Source organism: Bacillus sp. EB V-12 (assembly GCF_056158125.1).
Map to the genome: position 1 here is coordinate 121,707 of NZ_JBUXJL010000004.1, position 18,022 is coordinate 139,728.

Here is an 18,022-nt window from a genome sequence, read left to right on the forward strand (position 1 = left end):
AGAGAATTAATATATCCTCTAGCCTTTTTCATCTTATTTTTTCGTAACAACGTCATCTACAATCCCATATGCCTTCGCTTCTTCTGCAGTCATAAAATAATCTCTTTCTGTATCATGTGCTACTCTTTCAATCGGTTGGCCTGTTTTTTCTGCAATCATTTTATTAATATCATGCTTTAACTTTAATATTCTTTTCGCAGTTATTTCAATTTCTGTTGCTTGCCCTTGTGCACCACCAAGCGGCTGATGAATCATAATTTCACTGTTAGGGAGCGCAAACCGTTTTCCTTTTGCTCCTGATAATAATAACAATGCACCGAATGATGCCGCAAAGCCCATGCATAGCGTTTGCACATCTGGTTTAATTAAATTCATCGTATCTAATATTGCAAAACCTGCTGTCGTTGAACCTCCTGGGCTATTGATGTATAAATATATATCTTTTTCTGCATCTTCTGCTTCTAAAAATAATAATTGCGCTACGACACTACTCGCTACTTGATCGTTAATTTCTGAGCCGATAATAATAATGCGGTCTTTTAATAACCTTGAATATATATCATAGGAACGTTCTCCTAATTTTGTTTGTTCTACTACATATGGAATTGTATTCATTTTAAATTCCTCCAATACTTGTTATGCTGCGCAAAGCATACAACTGTAGGAAGAAGGGTTTTTCACATTAAATAATAACACTGGCTGTTTAGATGGTAACTTAGTAAAATCTATTGTCGGAAGAAGTTTCGTTAACAATTCTGGTCTTTCCTCACGAATAGATGTTACAACAACTTCAATATCCTCTGTGAATTCGACTATCTCAATCCCTTCTTCACTTACAGTTTTCAGCCTATTTCTACTTCGAAATAAAGAAGCCTTTACTGCACCTTCTGATACAAAACACACTTTAGCAATATCAGCGATACTATATTGAAAAACATCTTTTAATAATAAAATTGCGGATTGCTGTACATTTAATGAAGACAATACTTTCCCTACCATTTCATGCAAATCTGCAATGTTCTCATGTGGTTCTTCAAAAGTGATTTGTTCTCTTATTTTTTCATGAACAGACTTAGACTTCATCTGATCTAACCAACGATTTCTTGCTATTTTATAGACGAGTGTCATACAAATATCTTTATTTCTATATTTTTGAAGCACTTTACACACTGTTTCTTGGGCGAGATCTTCCCCATCCCATTTGTTTTTCGTTAAAAAAGTACAGTATCTTTTTAACTCTCCATATTGTTCAATTAAAAAGTTTATATTTGAATGATTCATATCGATATGGTTCTTTAAAACATGAGTTACTTTTGTGCACAAAATAACCACTCCTTTTCAGCGCTTACTTAATAAACGATTCAACATTAAAAAAAGTTACGGGGATATAAAAAAATAATGTTTATGTTCAATAATTCGCGGTCATAAATATGTTATGTACAATTTTACGTGAGGAGGAACAAATTTGCCAAAATTAACAATTGAAGGTGCGGGAACTTTTGATGTGAAAGAAGGAACAAAGTTAGTATTAGCAATTGAAGATAGCGGTGTCAACATTCTTCATCGTTGCGGCGGGAATGCACGTTGCACAACTTGTAGAGTAGAAATACTAGCAGGTGATTTCTGTGAAGCGAGTACGAATGAGAAACATGCAATGACGGAAAAAGGAATTGAAGATCATTTACGATTATCTTGTCAAATGCGTGTACATAAAGATATAGTCGTTCGTCCGGTACTTACAGTTGAAAATTCAGGTCTTGATGCTGGGCCACGTCCGGCGGAGTAAAGCGATGAATTTAAAACAGCTCGCTGGCGAATATGCTGCTAACTTTGTAAACGATGGCATGAAAATTGGGCTTGGTACAGGTTCTACTGTATATTGGACAATACAAAAATTAGGTGAGCGTGTAAAAGAAGGATTATCATTTCAAGCTGTACCAACATCAAAGGAAACTGAAGCATTAGCACAGCAACTAAATATCCCCCTAATTTCGTTAAACGACGTACAAAGTCTTGATCTTACAATTGATGGAGCGGATGAAATTGATTCAAATTTACAACTTATAAAAGGCGGTGGCGGTGCATTACTTCGTGAAAAAATCGTTGCCTCTTCCTCTAAAAAACTAATTATCATTGCTGATGAATCGAAACTTGTAACACATTTAGGTACTTTTCCATTACCTATTGAAATCATCCCTTTTTCATGGAAACAAACCGAAAATAAAATTCAGTCTTTAGGATGTCAAACAACATTACGTTTGAAAAACAATGAAACCTATATAACCGATAACAATAACATGATTATCGATTGTATATTCCCTAATCATATTTCTAATCCTGCCCATTTACACACTCAATTAAAAATGATTACTGGTGTAGTTGAAACAGGGTTATTTATAAGTATGACGAGTAAAGTAATTATCGGCGCTAAAAATGGGATAAAGGAATTGTAATAAAAGCTAACTTTTTAAAGTTGGCTTTTTAGTATGTTCTTCTCTTTATAGCGCTTTATTATGATATACTATGAAAACACAAGCTGATTACATTAGAAAGGACTGAACATTTTGCAATCCAAACTTATAACAGAACTTGCTGATTTAGAAACTGCCTTTCATATTCGAAAAGAAGTATTTGTAAAAGAACAAGGTGTCCCTCTTGCAGATGAATTTGATACATTCGATGAAATCGGAGAGCAATGTAAACATATTTTAGTTTATTATCATGAGCTTCCTGTAGGCACAGGGCGTATACGATTTGTTGATGGTGTCGGAAAATTAGAACGTATTTGTATTTTAAAAGATTATCGTACATACGGATTAGGTAAAGTCATCATTCAAACGTTAGAAGAACTTGCTCGTAACAAACAAGTTACAAAAGTGAAACTACACGGTCAAACACAAGCTGAAGGATTTTATACAAAACTAGGTTATCAAACTTCTTCTGATATATTTATGGAAGATGGCATTCCACATATACTTATGACGAAAGTATTATCATAATAAAAAGGTAGTGTATGAATCTTATGTATTCATACACTACCTTTTTTTATTAATAGAAAAGTGAATTCTCAAGATTCCCTTTTGCATCAAAGCCCATCATCTCTTAGTTCATACCTAAGTAAAGCTTACACTGTTTTCCATAATGATAATGCATAAATCCAGTTTGGATCACCATTTCCTTGATAACTCTGGACTGCTTCATATACTTTTCCTTCGTGCAGAACTCTATCTCCCTTTTTATATGCTTTTTTTGCATCCCACGCTTCATATGAAGCGTTTTCAGTTTTTGTAGTAATTGTGAATATATCACTCTGTACGGATTCATTTCCAGCTACATCAACAGCTTTCACTACATATTTATAAGTAGTATTAGCGAGCAGATTTTTATCCAAATAAGAAGTTGTATTGGATGTTGCAATCTTTTTCATTGCCCCTTCTGTTTCTCTATAAATATCATAATGGTCTACACCAATATTATCGTCAGATGGACTCCACATTAAATCCACACTTGACGCTGTCGTTCCCATACTATGTAATCCTTTTGGTTGTGTTGGTGCTTCTGTATCAGGAGTCTCAACTGTCGTTTTTACTGTAAGCGCTGCACTTTCTTTCGATACATTTCCAGCTGCGTCAATTGCTTTTACAGTATAAGAGTATTCTGTACTTGGTTGTAATTTCTTATCAATAAAATGAGTGCCTAGTACTGTATCAATCATCTCTCCGTTACGGAAGATTTGATATCCTTTTACCCCTACATTATCCGTAGAAGCGTTCCATGTTAGTTCTACACTATTCGCTGTTACTTTTTGCGTCTGAAGTCCATTTGGAATACTTGGCGCTTCTATGTCTGGTTTCACATCATTAATAAGATTAACATCAATTACATTATAGAATGCATTTGCTGTATCAGCTACATCCCATACTGCTAAAATCACATGATATCCACTACGATCAGTAGGTACATTGATTTTATGAGTTAAATTATTTGAAGCTGCAGAACCATCATGTTGTACTGTTCCAATTGGTTCAAAATCTGCTCTTGTTAGCGCTTTATTTGGATTCCATCCTTTTTTAGTAATATAGTAATGCCACTTACTCGTTAAGTGAGGCGCAGTATACTTCCAAGTAAATGTATTTTCCCCACCAGTGATTGTATTTTTAAACCAACGATTTGCTGTTTGTTGATCTAAAATACCACCAAATTTTCCGCCTGCTGAAGCAATTTGTCCATCTACTGGACCACCTTGTGGGAACCCTTTTGGAGCTTCTAAACTTTGTGGTTCATACATAACACTTCCACAGTTTACATTTAGCGCACCATAAGTTGGACTACATAAAGCAGATCGGCTACCAGGCTTTTCAACAAAACCGTGCGCATAAGCATTTTGAGGAATAAGTGTCGTACTAATAATTCCAGCTGTTAATGCTACAGCTCCTAAACTTTTTTTGTTCATTTTCATATTTTGTAGTTGTTTTAAAAATCGATTATTCATGTTCATGTCTCCTTCTTGTTATACTTTGTAGTGGAATGTGGGCTTTGATGTAAAAGAATAACAAGAGACAAACTTGTACCGATGTATGTGTTAATTATGCATACACCGCAGTGAAATTATATTTTCCTTGTGAAATATTTCACTTTATGAATATATCATGACATAGAAATTACCTGAGTATGTGCAGAAGTTGTGCAGAAACAGTGAAATTATTACTAACATGTAAAACTAAGTCCTAACATTTTAAAATAAAATTTGAATATATTTATCTATCATCTTTACTTCATAATTGACAATACATTTAACTAGTTAACTTTTATTCTTATACTTATATCTCTCAGTGCCTTAGTTTTAACCATACTAAATATTAAAAATAAGAATTATAAAGTTAAATAAAAAGCATCCTATTTAGATGCTTTTCTAATGTATAATTTCATTTTTTCACTGACCTACAAATATAAAAATTTCATCAACAGCTTCCTTATATCCACCTGATTTTTGGAAAGATTTCTTCAAATTCAAAGCGACTTCTTTAAATGACGGATTATTTAATACCATTTCTACACTTTCACTTAGTTGATCCGCAGTTAATCCTTGCATTTGTAATTTTATTCCTGCTCCAAGACTCTCCACTTGCTTTGCGACTACTGGCTGATCTGCACTTTGCGGTATTACAACGAGCGGAATCCCGTTATACAGTCCTTCATGCGCACTGTTCATCCCGCCGTGTGTAATAAATAGTTTCGTATATGTAAGCAGCTCAGTTTGGGGTACATAGTTTTTCACAATGAAGTTTTTAGGAATTTCGCCTAGATCACTTATTTTTGTTTTACTACCAATAGACATAACAATTGTATGCTCACTATTCTCAAAGGCCTTCATACACAGTTTATAAAAGTCAATCGCTTCATTAAAAACAGTACCTAATGAAATATAAATCGGACTTTTTTCTTCAATTGAAGTAAAATCAACGTCTCTGTTTTTCATTTGTGCAGAGATAGATGGTCCTACAAATTTATATGTTTCATCAAACGTATCACCAAAAGGCTGGAACTCCTTAATTGTATATACAATAGTAAGGGGTGCAGGATTACAGAAAACTTCATACGATGATTTTATTTCAACACCATATTTTTCAGCAATTCCCTTCGTTAAGTTTTGAAAATCATTCTGTATTTTATCATAAATTTCTACTGAGATATTTTTTGATAGATGACCTAACATTTGCTCAAAGGATTTTTCATCCTGCGCAAAAGATGTGCATGAATTTATGGCTGGAAGTTTAAGGATTTGAGCAATTAAATGGCCACAGCCAAACATAGAATCATGAATTATGTAATCAAAATGTTCACCTTCAATTTGTTCTAGAACGCTAGGTATGACAATATCCGCTGTATGTAGAAGGCCATTTATTCTCTCCTGCAAATAATTTCTGCCTCCAGATAGAAACGCTTTTATAAATTTTTGATCATCAATCGTTCGTACAGTAGCACCTGTCTTCTCAATCCGCTCCCTGAAAGCTTCTATTGAAAAATAAACGACCTCTTCACCACGAGAAATCAATTCTTCTACAACTTGTAAAGTTGGATTTATATGTCCTTCTGATCCAGCGTTAATAAATAAAACACGCGCCATAATAAACACTCCTTACGTTAAATCGTTTCTATGTTGGCAAGAGTACGGATTCTCTCCATACTCTTTTCCTAGCTGTTCGTAACATGTTCCTACTAAATTGACCTAGCAAGTCTAAAACCGAGATCATCTATATGAAATGTAGGATGGCTTCGACGACGACAAGTAGCGCCGCATCCTCTCGCTGTTTCAGCCCAACTACCACCACGAAAAATGCGGTATGATCCGTACACTGTTTCATCATACAAATCATAACACCATTCCCAAACGTTCCCTAGCATATCATAAAGCCCCCATGCATTCGGTTCTTTTTGGCCAACTTCATGAATCTCTCCATTTGAATTTTCATTATACCACGCTATATCATGGAGTTTCCCGTATGTATATCCGGTTGTACTTGCTTTACATGCATATTGCCACTCTGCCTCAGATGGTAATCGGTAGCCATTTGAATCTAAATTACATTTCACAATTTGACTATCATCACTAATAGAATAATATTCTTTTAATCCCACTTTTTTTGAAAGTACATTACAAAACGCAATGGCATCGTTCCATGAAATATTGACAACTGGTTTATGATTTTTATCAAAATTATTTAATGTACTATTTGTAATAGCATCATATAGTTCCATTGTTACAGCATACTTTGCAAGAAAAAATGGTTGAATTTGCACTATCCATTCTTTTTTTATTCGATCATCTCTTAATACTACCTCTCCAACTGGAATATTTACCATTAATGAATCGATTGTTTGAATTAAATCATTAGTCATTTTCTATTCCTCCAAACGTTCATTTTATATGAACTTATAGTCATATACTCATTACAAAATACAATTTTCAAAAAGCGTTAAATTTTTCATAATAAAAAACGATTAGTTTAATTAAACTAATCGGTAAGATCCAAAAAGAATTGTTGTGTCACATTCTATTATTATATGTGCTCTAAAAATTTCCGAACCTCATTTGGAGATTTTAAAACAATAACCTTTTTCTCTTCGGACAATTGCTCTAACCCTTTTAAAATTGTAGGTCGTTTAGTATTAGGATATTCCCATATCCATTTAAAGAATTGCAAATCAAATCTTTCTTCACATCCCGCGCCCATATCTGGTCTTGTTTTATTCCGGTATTTTACAATTCTTTTAAAAGCACGATAAATACAAATTGTTCTATGCATATCAAGGAAGATAATTGTATCAGCTGCATTCAGTCTGATACCCATCGTCCCGCCATAATTCCCATCAATAATCCACTTCTCATCTTTAATTAAGTTATTTTGAACTGCTATTTGTTCTTCTCTCGGAACACCTTCCCAATTCGGTTTCCAAAATAATGCATCAAGATGATGCACCTTAATATTTAATTTATTTCCTAACTGCCTTGCTAATGTGGATTTTCCTGAACCGCCAGAACCAATTAATATTATTTTTTTCATACCTTTACGATACCTTCTATAATTTCTTCAATATCTTCCTTCTTAGCAAAAATCCAGAAGAACATTTCTTCATTTAACTTTAATAAATCTGGTAACTGGACAAAATAAGCAATAAAGATAATTTGAATTGAAAGCATAACATACCAAATAGCTTTTAGTTCTTCTTTCGTTAAATCATTTTGTTTATAATAACCTTCAAAGACTTTGCTAACGATATGTAACCATTTTTCTCTTAATCTTTCATCACTAAATAGCTCGCTTAATACACTTGTACAGCAATAACATAAATCAAATATTTTTACATTATTTTCTAAAATCTCGAAATCTATAAACCCTTCCAGTTTATCATCTTTAAAGATTACATTTGATAGATGCATATCACGATGAATAATTTGTCTCGGTAATGGATGGACCGTTTCCTTGAAAGCTGTGTGCATTCGCTCCATCTTTTGAATTACCTCTCGATGAGCATGCTCGTTCTTTTCTAAAATCGGTATAGCCCATTCAAATACTATCTTATATAAATCTCTTTTTATTAACTCATGGTCACTATTCACCGAATGTAATGCTTTGTGCAGATTAGCTATTTCTTCTCCAATTGTACTTGCTAGCCTTTCCAGCTTATTCGTATCTTTTATTTCTAAAACACTTCCGGCAACATACTCATATAAGCAATAATATTTTTCTTTATATAATACATATTGTTCATCATTTTCTGTCTTTACTACTTTCTGTACTTTAATTCCCTTTTCATACAGTTGCTTCAAAACATCGAATTCAACTAGAAGTTGCTTTATCGATCCCGTTCTCTTTAAAATGTACTCTTTATTCTTGCATAAAACCTTCGCTACTTTTGGTTGCATTACAGTAGCTGTGACATGTTCATTTCGAAACCAAAGCTTTGCAATTTCCATTGCTTGTTCCATTTACAAATACCCCTTTTACAATTCTTATTTCTTCCGAAAAATAACCTCACACAGTATTCCCACTCCAACACCAATTGTATAAGCCACTACATCACTCCACAAAAAACCGTATCCCAACACGAGTCCGCCCAAAGTCGTTGCACGAATGCTATCTATCCATTCCGCATGATACAATTGGCTCGCTTCAATCCCGTAGCAAAACATTAAACTAGTAAAAGCCAACTTCTTCGTCTCTGTTTTAGGAAACAAAAATCCAAAGCCAGTGAAAATCATTAATGCCCATAATGCATCACCTAAATAATCATTTAATAGATGTGGTAGTGCAAAAGCAAACTTTCTTAAGCTAAGACCTAAAATAATAACAACTATAGTAAATAGTGCATATACTACTCTATTTCGTTTCGTATTCATTTTAAAGTCTCCTAATATGTAATGTAAAACTGTAAATAGCTAGTAAAACAAAGTTATTTTACTAGCTATTTATTGATTGCTTTTATGATAAGAAAATGTGGATTCATATTTAAATAATGATATGATTTTTCGCTTACTTCTTTCATTTTTTCAATTGCCTTCGGTTCCACTATCTCTTCTAATACAAAATAATTTGTAGTTTCATTTAGTATGTCTTGTAATGATCTTCTAAAAAACTTGACTTCAATAGTAATATTCGGTTTAACCCAAGTATCTATTAATAACTGTTTTTCAAAATAATTTTCACATGGAAACTTTGTGAAATCCATAAAAGGATGATGAATAGAATAAATAAGTTCTCCACCTGGCTTCAATACACGACGAAATTCTTGAAATACTTGATTCCAATTTTCTATATAATGAAGAGTTAATGAACTTACAATCACATCATACGTATTATCTTCAAATGGCAATGTTTCTTGCAGATCATGACAAAGGAACGTCGCTTCTTCTCCTATATTTTCTTTTGCTGCTTTTACCATTTCAGGACTTACATCAATTGCTGTAACATTTGCTCCTCTTCCTATGAATTGAGAAGTATACCATCCAGCTGCACATCCAGCATCTAATATCTTTTTTCCTTCTAGTTCCTTTGGAATAAGCTCCATCATCGCCGGTCTTTCATAATAACTGTTATATGGATTTGCGAAATCTAGATTTTCTTTATATGTACTCGCTAATTTATCATACGTATCTTTAATCGAATCTTTCATTACACACACTCCTAATACATATTAATCCATTAACTCCTGCTGCTTTTTCTTTGAAAATGATTGTAGTACTAAATCATACGACCAATCAATCATTTTATTAATTTGCTCCTGCTCTATACCCTTATGAATATAAACGGTATTCCAATGTTTTTTATTCATATGATACCCTGGAATAATTGTTTCTGGATAATCTTCTCTTATTCTTAATGCGACTTCTGGATCACACTTCAATGTAATCGCAGCCTTTTCACCTTCTTCATGATTTACTATCGCAAATATTTTATTATTAAGCCTCATACATGTTGCACTCCAGCCATCTGGAGAATCTTCTGTCGCTTTTCTTTTCGATAAACAGTACGCTCTTGTTGCATTCATTTTAATTGGCACCTCTTATTCTTTCCCTGTTTGATTACGATGCATCACAATTTGCTTCGTTGCTTGAAATTGCTGCTCACCGTAAAACTTTATTAGCTTCTCACCGCAAAATAGACTAACAATATCAATATGAGATATTTCTCGAAGTAATATTGTAAGCATTTTCTCTCCAATACCTTTATTTCTTACACTCTCATGTACGACAACATCTTCAATGTATGCTCGAAAAACACCATCAGAAACGACTCTAGCAAATCCAACTAATTCATTTTCTTCCCATACTCCAATGCCTATACTATTCTTTAACATTTTTTCAATATCGACTTCTTTTCTTTCTGGCCACCAACCGACAGAATCATAAAGCTTCTTTATTTTTTCTGCACAGATTGGTTGTTCTTGTTGCAATTTATACGTGTACATATGCTTTCTCCCATCAACCAGTATACATAATACTATTATAATCTCTTTTCAAAAAAGTGCTGACTATGACCTTTCGGATGATCTTCAACGACACCATACTCCCTGTAACCGTGCTTTTTATAAAATTCTGGCGCTTGAAAACTAAATGAATCTAGCAATATTAATCTGCACTCTTTTTCCTTCGCAATTTCTTCAATTTTATGTAAAAGTTGGCTACCATAACCGTCATGACGAACTGATTTATCAACCCATAAAAAGTCGATATGAAGATGATAAAAATACATCGTACCTGTTACACCACCAAATATTTTTCCTTCTTCATTTTTTACTACGAGGCTTACTTCTTCCATCGGCTGTTTTACTTCATCTGTTAAGATGGACATATTATATTGAATAACTTTATTTTTAATGTATTCTCCTTCAATACGTGTACCGTTCTCTATATGTTTCATATACATTGCTTCCTTTCAACTTAGTAAGCTACATTTTGTTTTTCCCCTTTAAAATACTAATCAAAACGAATCCACCATATGTAACAAAGCATGAAAAGCCAATTATCCCTGGTACAGAGACATAGCCTACCCTTATGTAACTTATAACTGCAAAACAAGCGATAGACAATAAAATAGATGGCCAAAATATAACAGCTATTTTTCTTCGTCCTCGTTTCGATGTACTTTCTTTCTCTTCAGAAACACGTGTGCCAAAAAGCAATACAATACAAATAAGGATCGCTGCAAAGTAAATTGTATCTAATGACAAATTGTGATCATATAGTGCGATTCCAACTTCAAGAGCAATAATCGTTAAAATTAAAATAATGATTGTTGAAGTCTTTAAGTTTCTTTTCAATCGCTCACTCCTAGCATGCTTTCACTATATTCTTTGTATATGTACTTTAAAACTGCTGCAAAAGCTTCATCTACCTCTTTATTTTCACGTCGATTCGGTAAATCTTTTCCCCCCATCACATAAAGAAGCGGAAATTCGTTAAACATTCCTATTATACCAATAAATTCAATATCGAATATAAAAAAACTTTTCGGCAGCTCATATCAGCTATTTAAATAAGAAAAAGGTAGCATGAATTTTTTCTTGCTACCGAAAAATATTTATTCTTCTATAGGATTTTCAGGACCGTTAAGTTCCAGCTGATAAAAAGCTAAATCTAGCCATTTATTAAACTTATAACCAGCTTGTTTTATTGTTCCTGCATGAACAAATCCATATTTTTGATGCAAGGCAATACTTTTCTCATTCTCTGCATCAATTCCAGCAATTAAGGTCATATACTCTCTTTCCTTTGCAATTTTGATTAATTCTTTCATTAATGAAGACCCAATGCCATTTTTTCTATATGCCTTATCTACATACACAGAATGTTCAACTGAATATTTATAAGCAGGCCACGCTCTAAATGGGCCGAATGTCGCAAATCCTACTACTTTATTATCTAATTCACATACGAAAATTGGATACCCTTCAGCCTTTTTTTGTTCATACCAATCTATTCTATTTTCAAGGGTTACAGGTTTATACGCATATACAGCTGTTGTATAAAGTATCGCATCGTTATAAATATCTAAAATGTATGCTAAATCTCTTTTCGTTGCTTCCCTTATCATTGTTTTCTTCCTTTCATCATGTTCATCTTATTTCACTATCTTTTTAATAGTTTTATTTTATCGAAATTTCCGATTTTTATCTACATACGAATACTAGCTTTTCGGAAACCATCAAATATATTTATTGCAGCAGATAATGTGTAGAAGAAAATTCCTCCCCCAATGAGCCACGTTTTAAATCCCTCTGGGGAAATAGTAAATGCATTTGCCAAATACGTAATAAACCCTGCGTTAAATACATGTGGATTTACTACAATTACAATGAATACTATCGTCCCAGCTATTTGAAGAATAGCATTCCCAATCGCCAATCTTTGAGTCCATTGTCCCTGCACCAATTTATAAAGGGATATACATATTTCAAAAACGATCATAATTATAACGATTGGCCAGTACTGCAATAAAACATCTTGATTAAAAGTTGGCGAAACAAACTTCAGTCCATTTGCCGTACCGTTATATACGCCAACAAGATGATTCGCATAAAAGTAAAGTGTAGCCCAAACTGCTGTCCACATTAAACCTGCAAAAACTTCAAACTTCGAGATTGCTTTTTTCTTTGGGATATACGAGATGTTTTTCAAATCATCTGGTGTCCATTTTTTTAAACTTGTCGTCAACGGCTCGATACCTTTGTCTTTATCTGTTCTTTCTAAAATAACAAACACAAGTGTTAACCAGAAAAATACATGGAGGCCCACTTCAAAAATTTCCCCAATGCCTTTACCTATCAATTGCAAAATAACATTTAATACCGCTTGATCACCACTATAGCCTATAAAATTTTCTGCAACCATTGATATGAGTGCAATGACAGCTGCGATTGGTATAATCATTTTTAACAACGTTGTATATACATCAAAATAACGTGGTCCAATTAAATGCATCGGTCTATCCAAATAACCATTAGCCAATGAAACCGGACTCCCCAATTTTTTGAGAACGCTCTTTACATCTTCCTCACTATAATCTTCAGGTAACATATCCTCTATAGTTGACCTTAGTTCAAGTGTAATATCTTCACGATTTTTTTCAGGTAATCTCTTCGCAACCTCTTGGATATAGAGATCAATTAAATTCATTCCCTTCCTCCTCCTTTAATAAGTTATAAAGTTCTTTCGAATCTTTTATCCATTCTTTTTTCAACTGCAAAAATATTTCTAATCCATAATCACTTAAAACATAATACTTACGAGGTCTACTCTCCGTTTTATCCCAACTACTCGTCACTAATTCCTGCTTTTCTAATCGGCGAAGTAGTGGATATAAAGTACTTTGATCAATTGTAACCCCTGATTGCTCCAATAACTGGACAAGTGAATATCCGTACTGCGGCGTTCTTAATTGACTTAAAACAGCTAACGTTAATGTCCCTCTTCTTAACTCAGTAATTAACGAGTTTAATAAAGTATCCATTCACTCACCTCATTTTCATTACTATATGTCATACAGTATGTGTTTTATACTATGTATCGTACAGTATTAGTGTGACAAAAACTATAATTTTTTACCAAAAACAGATAATGAAAAGCGCAAATTATATGATTTGTGCTTTTTTAGCTAAGTTATATATAACACTCTATAAGGTAACAACCTTAACTACTAATTTTGAAGTTCCAGTAATGCTATATTAAGTGACAACTATCGTATACATATGATGTGAACATAACATCTCACTATAGGAAGCTAATAAAACGGAAAATTATCATGGTTGAATGATTCCTGTTTTATTCTTTAGGCACTGTTGATTTCACACCGTTTTCAGCACCTAATCAACGTTATTTCCTTCATAAACTTCATCTTGTTCAAAATCTTTATTTTTGTTTGGTTTATTAGAGAAAAAAAACAATTAAATTAGGTTAATTGTTTTTCAAATGCAAAATCTTTATTTTTTTAAATAATCTATGATATTCGAAAAGACAAACTCTCCAAATGCAAGTGGTATATAAATAAACCATAACTTTAATATTGCCTTTGTTTCTTTGTGATCAGAATCCCCCATTAAAACCAACCCTATCCTTTTTCTTCAAATATTTTCTTTTTAATTCCAATAACAAGGAAATTATACCATTTATTAATGTTATAGTCTATTTTTTCTAAAAATTAAATAAATAAATTCCTTGTATTCTCTTAATATTTAGATAAATATAATAACTTTTTTACGTTTCATCTTCAAAGTCAATAATGAGTCCTGTTAGAACCGCTACATTACCAATCGATTGGATCCCGTGACCAATAAAATCCACCTTAAATTCTTCCCACTTTAATTTATGTAATGATATAATAACACTAAATTTTCAACACGTGCTTAATAGATTGGGGACTTATAATGGATAAACCTCTCACTGCATTACAAACTATTATTATACATATGAATACAACTGAGCATTGGCATGATTTTATTTGTTACTGTCAGCATCGCGAAGCGGGACTTCGAAAATTAGCTTATAAACATTTAGAGACATTTATTACAAATGCAAAGAAATGGGAATCAAAAGATCAAGAGGAGTTTGCCATTTCACTGTTTACTATTTTAGATGCATCAAACGAAAAAGATGAGGTGTTAACTTTCTCACTAAATAGTTTTCTAATTGACATTCTATATAGATGGACAGAAAACACCCCATTTGATTCAAGACCTTTTAGATGGATAGGAATTTATATGGACTCTAGCAATAAAGAAGACGATTTAGAAAAATCCCTTCGAAAAGCGATTGAATTAGGTGGTGATACCGAACAAGAAGCCATGATATACCTAGTTTCTAATTACATCAATACTTTAGATTTTGGTACACATGAATTACCGTCAGGTTATTGCGGGGATTTAGGCGAATGTATAGAAAAACTTCCCTATATGCTGCAATTAATTGATAGAATTCAGAATAAGAACATAAAGGAGCAAAACATTGGGCAAATACAAGAACAACTACACCTTATTCTAGATTGGTTAAAACATACACAAATTCCAGTAGATGCTGTTCGTATATGGGAAAAAGAACAAACTAAGGAATTAGAAAAAAGCATCGTATATCATTTAAACAACAGCTCAAGTCGTTAATTCATCGTGTACAGAGATAATAAAGTTGTTTAAAAAACGCCAGTCATGTTATTCAACAATCGGGCTATATAACGGAATAAATCCTTGTAAAAATTAAAAATATTTGAAATAATCGTCATTAAGTTGAAGTAGAGCGATTGCAGAAAAAGGTGATACGACTTTTTCTTACTTAATAATTGCACGATAGTTAAAAAATTCAACTAATTATATTCCGAAAGGGTGTGTGTAGTATCTTATCAACTAATGTTTTTACTTATAAATCTAAGGATGGAAAAACAATAATAATTAGAGAAGCTAAAGAACGGGATGCAGAAAGAATACTAGATTCTGCTTCAAAAGCTTTAATAAACGCTCCATACATGCTAAGTACGGTTGAGGATGTAAAAAAGGTGCGTATCGATGCTATTCAAAAAACGTTAAAAGCTTATCATGAAAATCCAAATTATGTACAGTTTATTGCTGAAGTTGATGGTAAGTTAGTCGGTACAATAGATTTTAAGAATGGAAACAAAGAAAAAATTAGTCATCAAGGGGCTTTTGCGATGACCATACTACCCGAATATCGAAATTATGGTATTGGAAGAGCTCTTCTAGAAACGTTAATCAATTGGGCTAAAAATAACAGTAAGATTGAAAAAGTTTGTCTTGAGGTAATGGAAGATAATCTAGGTGCAATCCAGTTATATAAGAATCTAGGCTTCTTTGAAGAGGGTAAAAAAGCAAAGGGTGTAAAATTGGATGGTGGCTATCAAGATTTAATATTAATGGCTTTATTCGTTTAAAATTGAACATTATTCAAATGTAGTGTAGTGCTTTGATAAAAAGGATAAATCTTTTACAAAAAATACCCCCCTACTTTCTAAACCACGAGTAGGGGATTATGGCGTTTTACTAGACTTAGGAAGATAGATACCATTCGTTGATAATAGGACCATCATCCGTTGTGGATTTGAAATAAAGTTTGATTATTTTTTATCTATTTTATGCCACAATCGCACCCTTTAGTTGAATAAAGGAACAATTATCTATGCAGTGATCCTTTCTAGTAGTATAAAATTAAATGTAAATTAAGCTAAAAGTCATTATATTTCGTTATCACTGATTTTGCCCTTTCAATAAGCTTATTTTTTATACAATCAGGTTCTATTATTTCTGCTTCTTGTCCAATATTCCAAAGTAGTTCAACATAAAACCACTCTTCTGAAGGGTTAATATTCTTTGTTATTTTCGCGGTTCCATCTGAATTGTATTCCATATTATCTCTTAACCATGATATGCTCTCAGCTTTTCTTTTTCCTTCTTTGCTTAAACTCACTTCGAGCTTTATGAGATTAGATTCACACTCAGAATACAGCCATTCTTTAACATTCGAATGGACATTAGTGGAATGAGAAGTAGAATTAATAATTGTTTTTTTTATTCGATCTACTCTGAAAAGCCTTATGCCTCTTCTCATTCTACAGTAAGCGGGACAATACCAATACCCGTTATATACGTATAAGCCCATAGGTTCTATCTCTCTATAGATTTCATCTTCAGTTGTTTCATATAAGATATTAACAGTTTTCTCTTCTACAGATGCATCATAAAGGTTTCTTAGGACCCTTTTATCTACTTTAATATTTGGTTGCCACATCAAGATTTTGTCTCTAGTATTCTCAATTGCATCGGAAGTTTCCTGAGGAATCATATTGAACAATTTATTTAAAATTACATTATATGAAGTAGAAAAAGGAGTGGCGCCAACATATTGCATGGCATCTATTGCAAAAAATAAAGCTATTATTTCATCCTCACTAAACCAAATAGGAGGGATCATTTTATTTTTTAGTGTACTAAATCCTCCATTTCTACCTCTTTCTGAATAGACTGGAAAGTAAATTTCACTTAGCTCCTGTATATCTCGGAGGATTGTTCTCTCTGAGACTCCTTCGGATTTAGCAAGTTCCTTTGCAGTAATGGAATTATTATTGTTTAATGCCAGCATGATTCTAATGATGCGTTTAGTTTTAGACATTTAATCACCTTTTTCATAAAATATGACAAAATCTGTCTTATTTATAGTATAAGCTAATTTTAAACTAAGTGAAGGAGGCTAATGCAAAAATGAATACCATCGAATATATTACTGAAACGAAAGAAGTATTATTTTCACGTAAAAACTTAAAAAATGAAGAGATATCTGCGAGATTAATAACTGATTACATTGTAAGTAATGGTGTAGTTTACGAGAATATAGGCTCTTGGGTTGATGATGTAGTGAGAATTAAACTTAAAAAGTTGAAGGAAGAAACAACTTACCTAACTCAATCAAAGAAATACAACTTTAGATGTGTTGAATACCGAAAATATGAATATGAACCATCGCAAAGAGAGGTGCTTCATGTTCTTGAGAAAGAAAGTACTTCTGACTTACTACCTCATCTTTTAATTTTTAATCCTTCTCTACAGGCGAGACCATTAAAAAGATGTGCATCAGAAATAGACGAAGATCGGGAAATATTTGTTGTATATTATTTAGATGATTGTGAATGTGAAAAATAAAGTGTATGCTAAAGAACCTACTTTCTCGATATTGAGAAAAGGCTTTTATTTTTTAGAACTCACATTTAAAAATAAATGTACATTTGTTCTCATTAAATTATATATTAATCATTATCTTTATTCATTATTATTTATTTCTACAGCTATAAATTAAAGACTTAAATTAGCAGCATGTAGTCTATTAAAAAGTACATTTTTTTCTTAAAGCACTACAGAATCGAAAATTAAATAACTTTATTGTCATTTTACACGTCTACCATTTTAATATAAAAAAGAGGATCTTCATACAGTACTAGAAAATCCTCTTTTTATATGTATCCCACAT

At 32.6% G+C, this 18,022-nt stretch carries 23 protein-coding genes and 2 pseudogenes; 6 read left to right on the forward strand and 19 right to left on the reverse strand.

The features are described from left to right. Nucleotides 1-33: 33 nt before the first annotated feature. Nucleotides 34-615 (reverse strand): ATP-dependent Clp endopeptidase proteolytic subunit ClpP, encoded by a 582-nt coding sequence (gene clpP / locus ACZDYH_RS15855; protein ID WP_001092372.1) that lies wholly within the window; start codon nucleotides 613-615, stop codon nucleotides 34-36. Between the two features lie 21 nt (nucleotides 616-636). After that, entirely contained in the window at nucleotides 637-1,323 is a 687-nt protein-coding gene (locus ACZDYH_RS15860; RefSeq protein WP_049108049.1) for an RNA polymerase subunit sigma-70, read from the reverse strand. A gap of 142 nt (nucleotides 1,324-1,465) precedes the next feature. On the opposite strand from ACZDYH_RS15860, the gene ACZDYH_RS15865 reads away from it, so the two are divergent. The 3 genes from ACZDYH_RS15865 to ACZDYH_RS15875 all read left to right on the forward strand — a co-directional run bounded on the left by ACZDYH_RS15865 (nucleotide 1,466) and on the right by ACZDYH_RS15875 (nucleotide 2,999). Beyond that, nucleotides 1,466-1,786, forward strand: coding sequence for a 2Fe-2S iron-sulfur cluster-binding protein (locus ACZDYH_RS15865; protein WP_061113039.1), 321 nt, complete (start codon nucleotides 1,466-1,468; stop codon nucleotides 1,784-1,786). 4 nt (nucleotides 1,787-1,790) lie between these two features. Next, nucleotides 1,791-2,453: a ribose 5-phosphate isomerase A gene (gene rpiA / locus ACZDYH_RS15870; RefSeq protein WP_001049991.1), complete on the forward strand. Its 663-nt coding sequence runs from the start codon at nucleotides 1,791-1,793 to the stop codon at nucleotides 2,451-2,453. A 111-nt stretch (nucleotides 2,454-2,564) separates the two neighbouring features. After that, nucleotides 2,565-2,999 carry a GNAT family N-acetyltransferase gene (locus ACZDYH_RS15875; RefSeq protein WP_001190865.1) on the forward strand — a complete coding sequence of 145 codons (435 nt, stop codon included), beginning with the start codon at nucleotides 2,565-2,567 and terminating at the stop codon, nucleotides 2,997-2,999. A gap of 125 nt (nucleotides 3,000-3,124) precedes the next feature. On the opposite strand, the gene ACZDYH_RS15880 is transcribed toward ACZDYH_RS15875, so the two are convergent. The 16 genes and pseudogenes from ACZDYH_RS15880 to ACZDYH_RS15955 all read right to left on the reverse strand — a co-directional run. Continuing rightward, the gene (locus ACZDYH_RS15880; protein WP_001065145.1) at nucleotides 3,125-4,492 is read right to left on the reverse strand and encodes a lytic polysaccharide monooxygenase; all 1,368 of its coding nucleotides are present in this window, start codon (nucleotides 4,490-4,492) and stop codon (nucleotides 3,125-3,127) included. A 441-nt stretch (nucleotides 4,493-4,933) separates the two neighbouring features. Then, nucleotides 4,934-6,127, reverse strand: coding sequence for a macrolide family glycosyltransferase (locus ACZDYH_RS15885; protein ID WP_016122656.1), 1,194 nt, complete (start codon nucleotides 6,125-6,127; stop codon nucleotides 4,934-4,936). Between the two features lie 92 nt (nucleotides 6,128-6,219). Beyond that, a complete protein-coding gene (locus ACZDYH_RS15890) occupies nucleotides 6,220-6,900 on the reverse strand; it encodes a formylglycine-generating enzyme family protein (protein ID WP_139849340.1) in 681 nt (226 codons plus the stop codon). A 161-nt stretch (nucleotides 6,901-7,061) separates the two neighbouring features. After that, the gene (locus tag ACZDYH_RS15895) at nucleotides 7,062-7,565 is read right to left on the reverse strand and encodes a DNA topology modulation protein (protein WP_016122657.1); all 504 of its coding nucleotides are present in this window, start codon (nucleotides 7,563-7,565) and stop codon (nucleotides 7,062-7,064) included. Then, nucleotides 7,562-8,491 (reverse strand): phosphotransferase enzyme family protein, encoded by a 930-nt coding sequence (locus tag ACZDYH_RS15900; RefSeq protein ID WP_048535461.1) that lies wholly within the window; start codon nucleotides 8,489-8,491, stop codon nucleotides 7,562-7,564. Before ACZDYH_RS15900 ends, ACZDYH_RS15895 begins: the two co-directional genes overlap by 4 nt. Before the next feature lie 24 nt (nucleotides 8,492-8,515). Continuing rightward, a complete protein-coding gene (locus tag ACZDYH_RS15905) occupies nucleotides 8,516-8,902 on the reverse strand; it encodes a ribosomal maturation YjgA family protein (RefSeq protein WP_102956044.1) in 387 nt (128 codons plus the stop codon). 65 nt (nucleotides 8,903-8,967) lie between these two features. Continuing rightward, on the reverse strand, nucleotides 8,968-9,675 hold the full coding sequence (locus tag ACZDYH_RS15910) for a class I SAM-dependent methyltransferase (protein ID WP_000655256.1): 708 nt from the start codon (nucleotides 9,673-9,675) through the stop codon (nucleotides 8,968-8,970). Between the two features lie 21 nt (nucleotides 9,676-9,696). Continuing rightward, entirely contained in the window at nucleotides 9,697-10,050 is a 354-nt protein-coding gene (locus ACZDYH_RS15915; protein ID WP_000994622.1) for an MmcQ/YjbR family DNA-binding protein, read from the reverse strand. Between the two features lie 15 nt (nucleotides 10,051-10,065). Continuing rightward, nucleotides 10,066-10,470 carry a GNAT family N-acetyltransferase gene (locus tag ACZDYH_RS15920; protein ID WP_000288974.1) on the reverse strand — a complete coding sequence of 135 codons (405 nt, stop codon included), beginning with the start codon at nucleotides 10,468-10,470 and terminating at the stop codon, nucleotides 10,066-10,068. A gap of 35 nt (nucleotides 10,471-10,505) precedes the next feature. After that, nucleotides 10,506-10,922, reverse strand: coding sequence for a GNAT family N-acetyltransferase (locus tag ACZDYH_RS15925; protein ID WP_000680416.1), 417 nt, complete (start codon nucleotides 10,920-10,922; stop codon nucleotides 10,506-10,508). Nucleotides 10,923-10,950: 28 nt separating this feature from the next. Continuing rightward, nucleotides 10,951-11,322 (reverse strand): hypothetical protein, encoded by a 372-nt coding sequence (locus ACZDYH_RS15930; RefSeq protein ID WP_000827993.1) that lies wholly within the window; start codon nucleotides 11,320-11,322, stop codon nucleotides 10,951-10,953. Beyond that, nucleotides 11,319-11,483, reverse strand: a pseudogene (locus ACZDYH_RS15935) (serine hydrolase); the annotation flags it as partial. The gene ACZDYH_RS15930 and the pseudogene ACZDYH_RS15935, both read right to left, overlap by 4 nt. 99 nt (nucleotides 11,484-11,582) lie before the next feature. Beyond that, nucleotides 11,583-12,095 carry a GNAT family N-acetyltransferase gene (locus tag ACZDYH_RS15940; protein WP_006918666.1) on the reverse strand — a complete coding sequence of 171 codons (513 nt, stop codon included), beginning with the start codon at nucleotides 12,093-12,095 and terminating at the stop codon, nucleotides 11,583-11,585. Between the two features lie 80 nt (nucleotides 12,096-12,175). Further along, complete coding sequence (locus ACZDYH_RS15945) at nucleotides 12,176-13,177, reverse strand: HAAS signaling domain-containing protein (protein WP_049108054.1); 1,002 nt, start codon at nucleotides 13,175-13,177, stop codon at nucleotides 12,176-12,178. Continuing rightward, nucleotides 13,164-13,511, reverse strand: coding sequence for a PadR family transcriptional regulator (locus tag ACZDYH_RS15950; RefSeq protein WP_000380302.1), 348 nt, complete (start codon nucleotides 13,509-13,511; stop codon nucleotides 13,164-13,166). The genes ACZDYH_RS15945 and ACZDYH_RS15950 overlap by 14 nt, the downstream gene beginning before the upstream one ends. Nucleotides 13,512-14,257: 746 nt before the next feature. Continuing rightward, nucleotides 14,258-14,332 (reverse strand): annotated as a pseudogene (locus tag ACZDYH_RS15955) (DUF6944 family repetitive protein); the annotation flags it as partial. A gap of 92 nt (nucleotides 14,333-14,424) precedes the next feature. Here ACZDYH_RS15955 and ACZDYH_RS15960 point away from each other — a divergent pair. Further along, on the forward strand, nucleotides 14,425-15,153 hold the full coding sequence (locus tag ACZDYH_RS15960) for a hypothetical protein (RefSeq protein WP_149215300.1): 729 nt from the start codon (nucleotides 14,425-14,427) through the stop codon (nucleotides 15,151-15,153). A 221-nt stretch (nucleotides 15,154-15,374) separates the two neighbouring features. Then, the gene (locus ACZDYH_RS15965) at nucleotides 15,375-15,935 is read left to right on the forward strand and encodes a GNAT family N-acetyltransferase (RefSeq protein ID WP_174402547.1); all 561 of its coding nucleotides are present in this window, start codon (nucleotides 15,375-15,377) and stop codon (nucleotides 15,933-15,935) included. Nucleotides 15,936-16,225: 290 nt separating this feature from the next. Here the strand turns inward: ACZDYH_RS15965 and ACZDYH_RS15970 are convergent, their stop codons facing one another. After that, nucleotides 16,226-17,170, reverse strand: coding sequence for a helix-turn-helix transcriptional regulator (locus ACZDYH_RS15970; RefSeq protein WP_006923931.1), 945 nt, complete (start codon nucleotides 17,168-17,170; stop codon nucleotides 16,226-16,228). A gap of 89 nt (nucleotides 17,171-17,259) precedes the next feature. Between ACZDYH_RS15970 and ACZDYH_RS15975 the strand changes: the two genes are divergently transcribed. Next, complete coding sequence (locus tag ACZDYH_RS15975; RefSeq protein ID WP_434712132.1) at nucleotides 17,260-17,697, forward strand: hypothetical protein; 438 nt, start codon at nucleotides 17,260-17,262, stop codon at nucleotides 17,695-17,697. Nucleotides 17,698-18,022 lie beyond the last annotated feature (325 nt).

Excerpts from the sequence above, each read along its gene's own strand:
- clpP (WP_001092372.1), bottom strand. The coding sequence starts at position 615 with ATGAATACAATTCCATATGTAGTAGAACAAACAAAATTAGGAGAACGT.
- rpiA (WP_001049991.1), top strand. The coding sequence starts at position 1,791 with ATGAATTTAAAACAGCTCGCTGGCGAATATGCTGCTAACTTTGTAAAC.
- ACZDYH_RS15880 (WP_001065145.1), bottom strand. The coding sequence starts at position 4,492 with ATGAATAATCGATTTTTAAAACAACTACAAAATATGAAAATGAACAAA.
- ACZDYH_RS15885 (WP_016122656.1), bottom strand. The coding sequence starts at position 6,127 with ATGGCGCGTGTTTTATTTATTAACGCTGGATCAGAAGGACATATAAAT.
- ACZDYH_RS15890 (WP_139849340.1), bottom strand. The coding sequence starts at position 6,900 with ATGACTAATGATTTAATTCAAACAATCGATTCATTAATGGTAAATATT.
- ACZDYH_RS15895 (WP_016122657.1), bottom strand. The coding sequence starts at position 7,565 with ATGAAAAAAATAATATTAATTGGTTCTGGCGGTTCAGGAAAATCCACA.
- ACZDYH_RS15900 (WP_048535461.1), bottom strand. The coding sequence starts at position 8,491 with ATGGAACAAGCAATGGAAATTGCAAAGCTTTGGTTTCGAAATGAACAT.
- ACZDYH_RS15905 (WP_102956044.1), bottom strand. The coding sequence starts at position 8,902 with ATGAATACGAAACGAAATAGAGTAGTATATGCACTATTTACTATAGTT.
- ACZDYH_RS15910 (WP_000655256.1), bottom strand. The coding sequence starts at position 9,675 with ATGAAAGATTCGATTAAAGATACGTATGATAAATTAGCGAGTACATAT.
- ACZDYH_RS15915 (WP_000994622.1), bottom strand. The coding sequence starts at position 10,050 with ATGAATGCAACAAGAGCGTACTGTTTATCGAAAAGAAAAGCGACAGAA.
- ACZDYH_RS15920 (WP_000288974.1), bottom strand. The coding sequence starts at position 10,470 with ATGTACACGTATAAATTGCAACAAGAACAACCAATCTGTGCAGAAAAA.
- ACZDYH_RS15925 (WP_000680416.1), bottom strand. The coding sequence starts at position 10,922 with ATGAAACATATAGAGAACGGTACACGTATTGAAGGAGAATACATTAAA.
- ACZDYH_RS15940 (WP_006918666.1), bottom strand. The coding sequence starts at position 12,095 with ATGATAAGGGAAGCAACGAAAAGAGATTTAGCATACATTTTAGATATT.
- ACZDYH_RS15945 (WP_049108054.1), bottom strand. The coding sequence starts at position 13,177 with ATGAATTTAATTGATCTCTATATCCAAGAGGTTGCGAAGAGATTACCT.
- ACZDYH_RS15950 (WP_000380302.1), bottom strand. The coding sequence starts at position 13,511 with ATGGATACTTTATTAAACTCGTTAATTACTGAGTTAAGAAGAGGGACA.
- ACZDYH_RS15960 (WP_149215300.1), top strand. The coding sequence starts at position 14,425 with ATGGATAAACCTCTCACTGCATTACAAACTATTATTATACATATGAAT.
- ACZDYH_RS15970 (WP_006923931.1), bottom strand. The coding sequence starts at position 17,170 with ATGTCTAAAACTAAACGCATCATTAGAATCATGCTGGCATTAAACAAT.
- ACZDYH_RS15975 (WP_434712132.1), top strand. The coding sequence starts at position 17,260 with ATGAATACCATCGAATATATTACTGAAACGAAAGAAGTATTATTTTCA.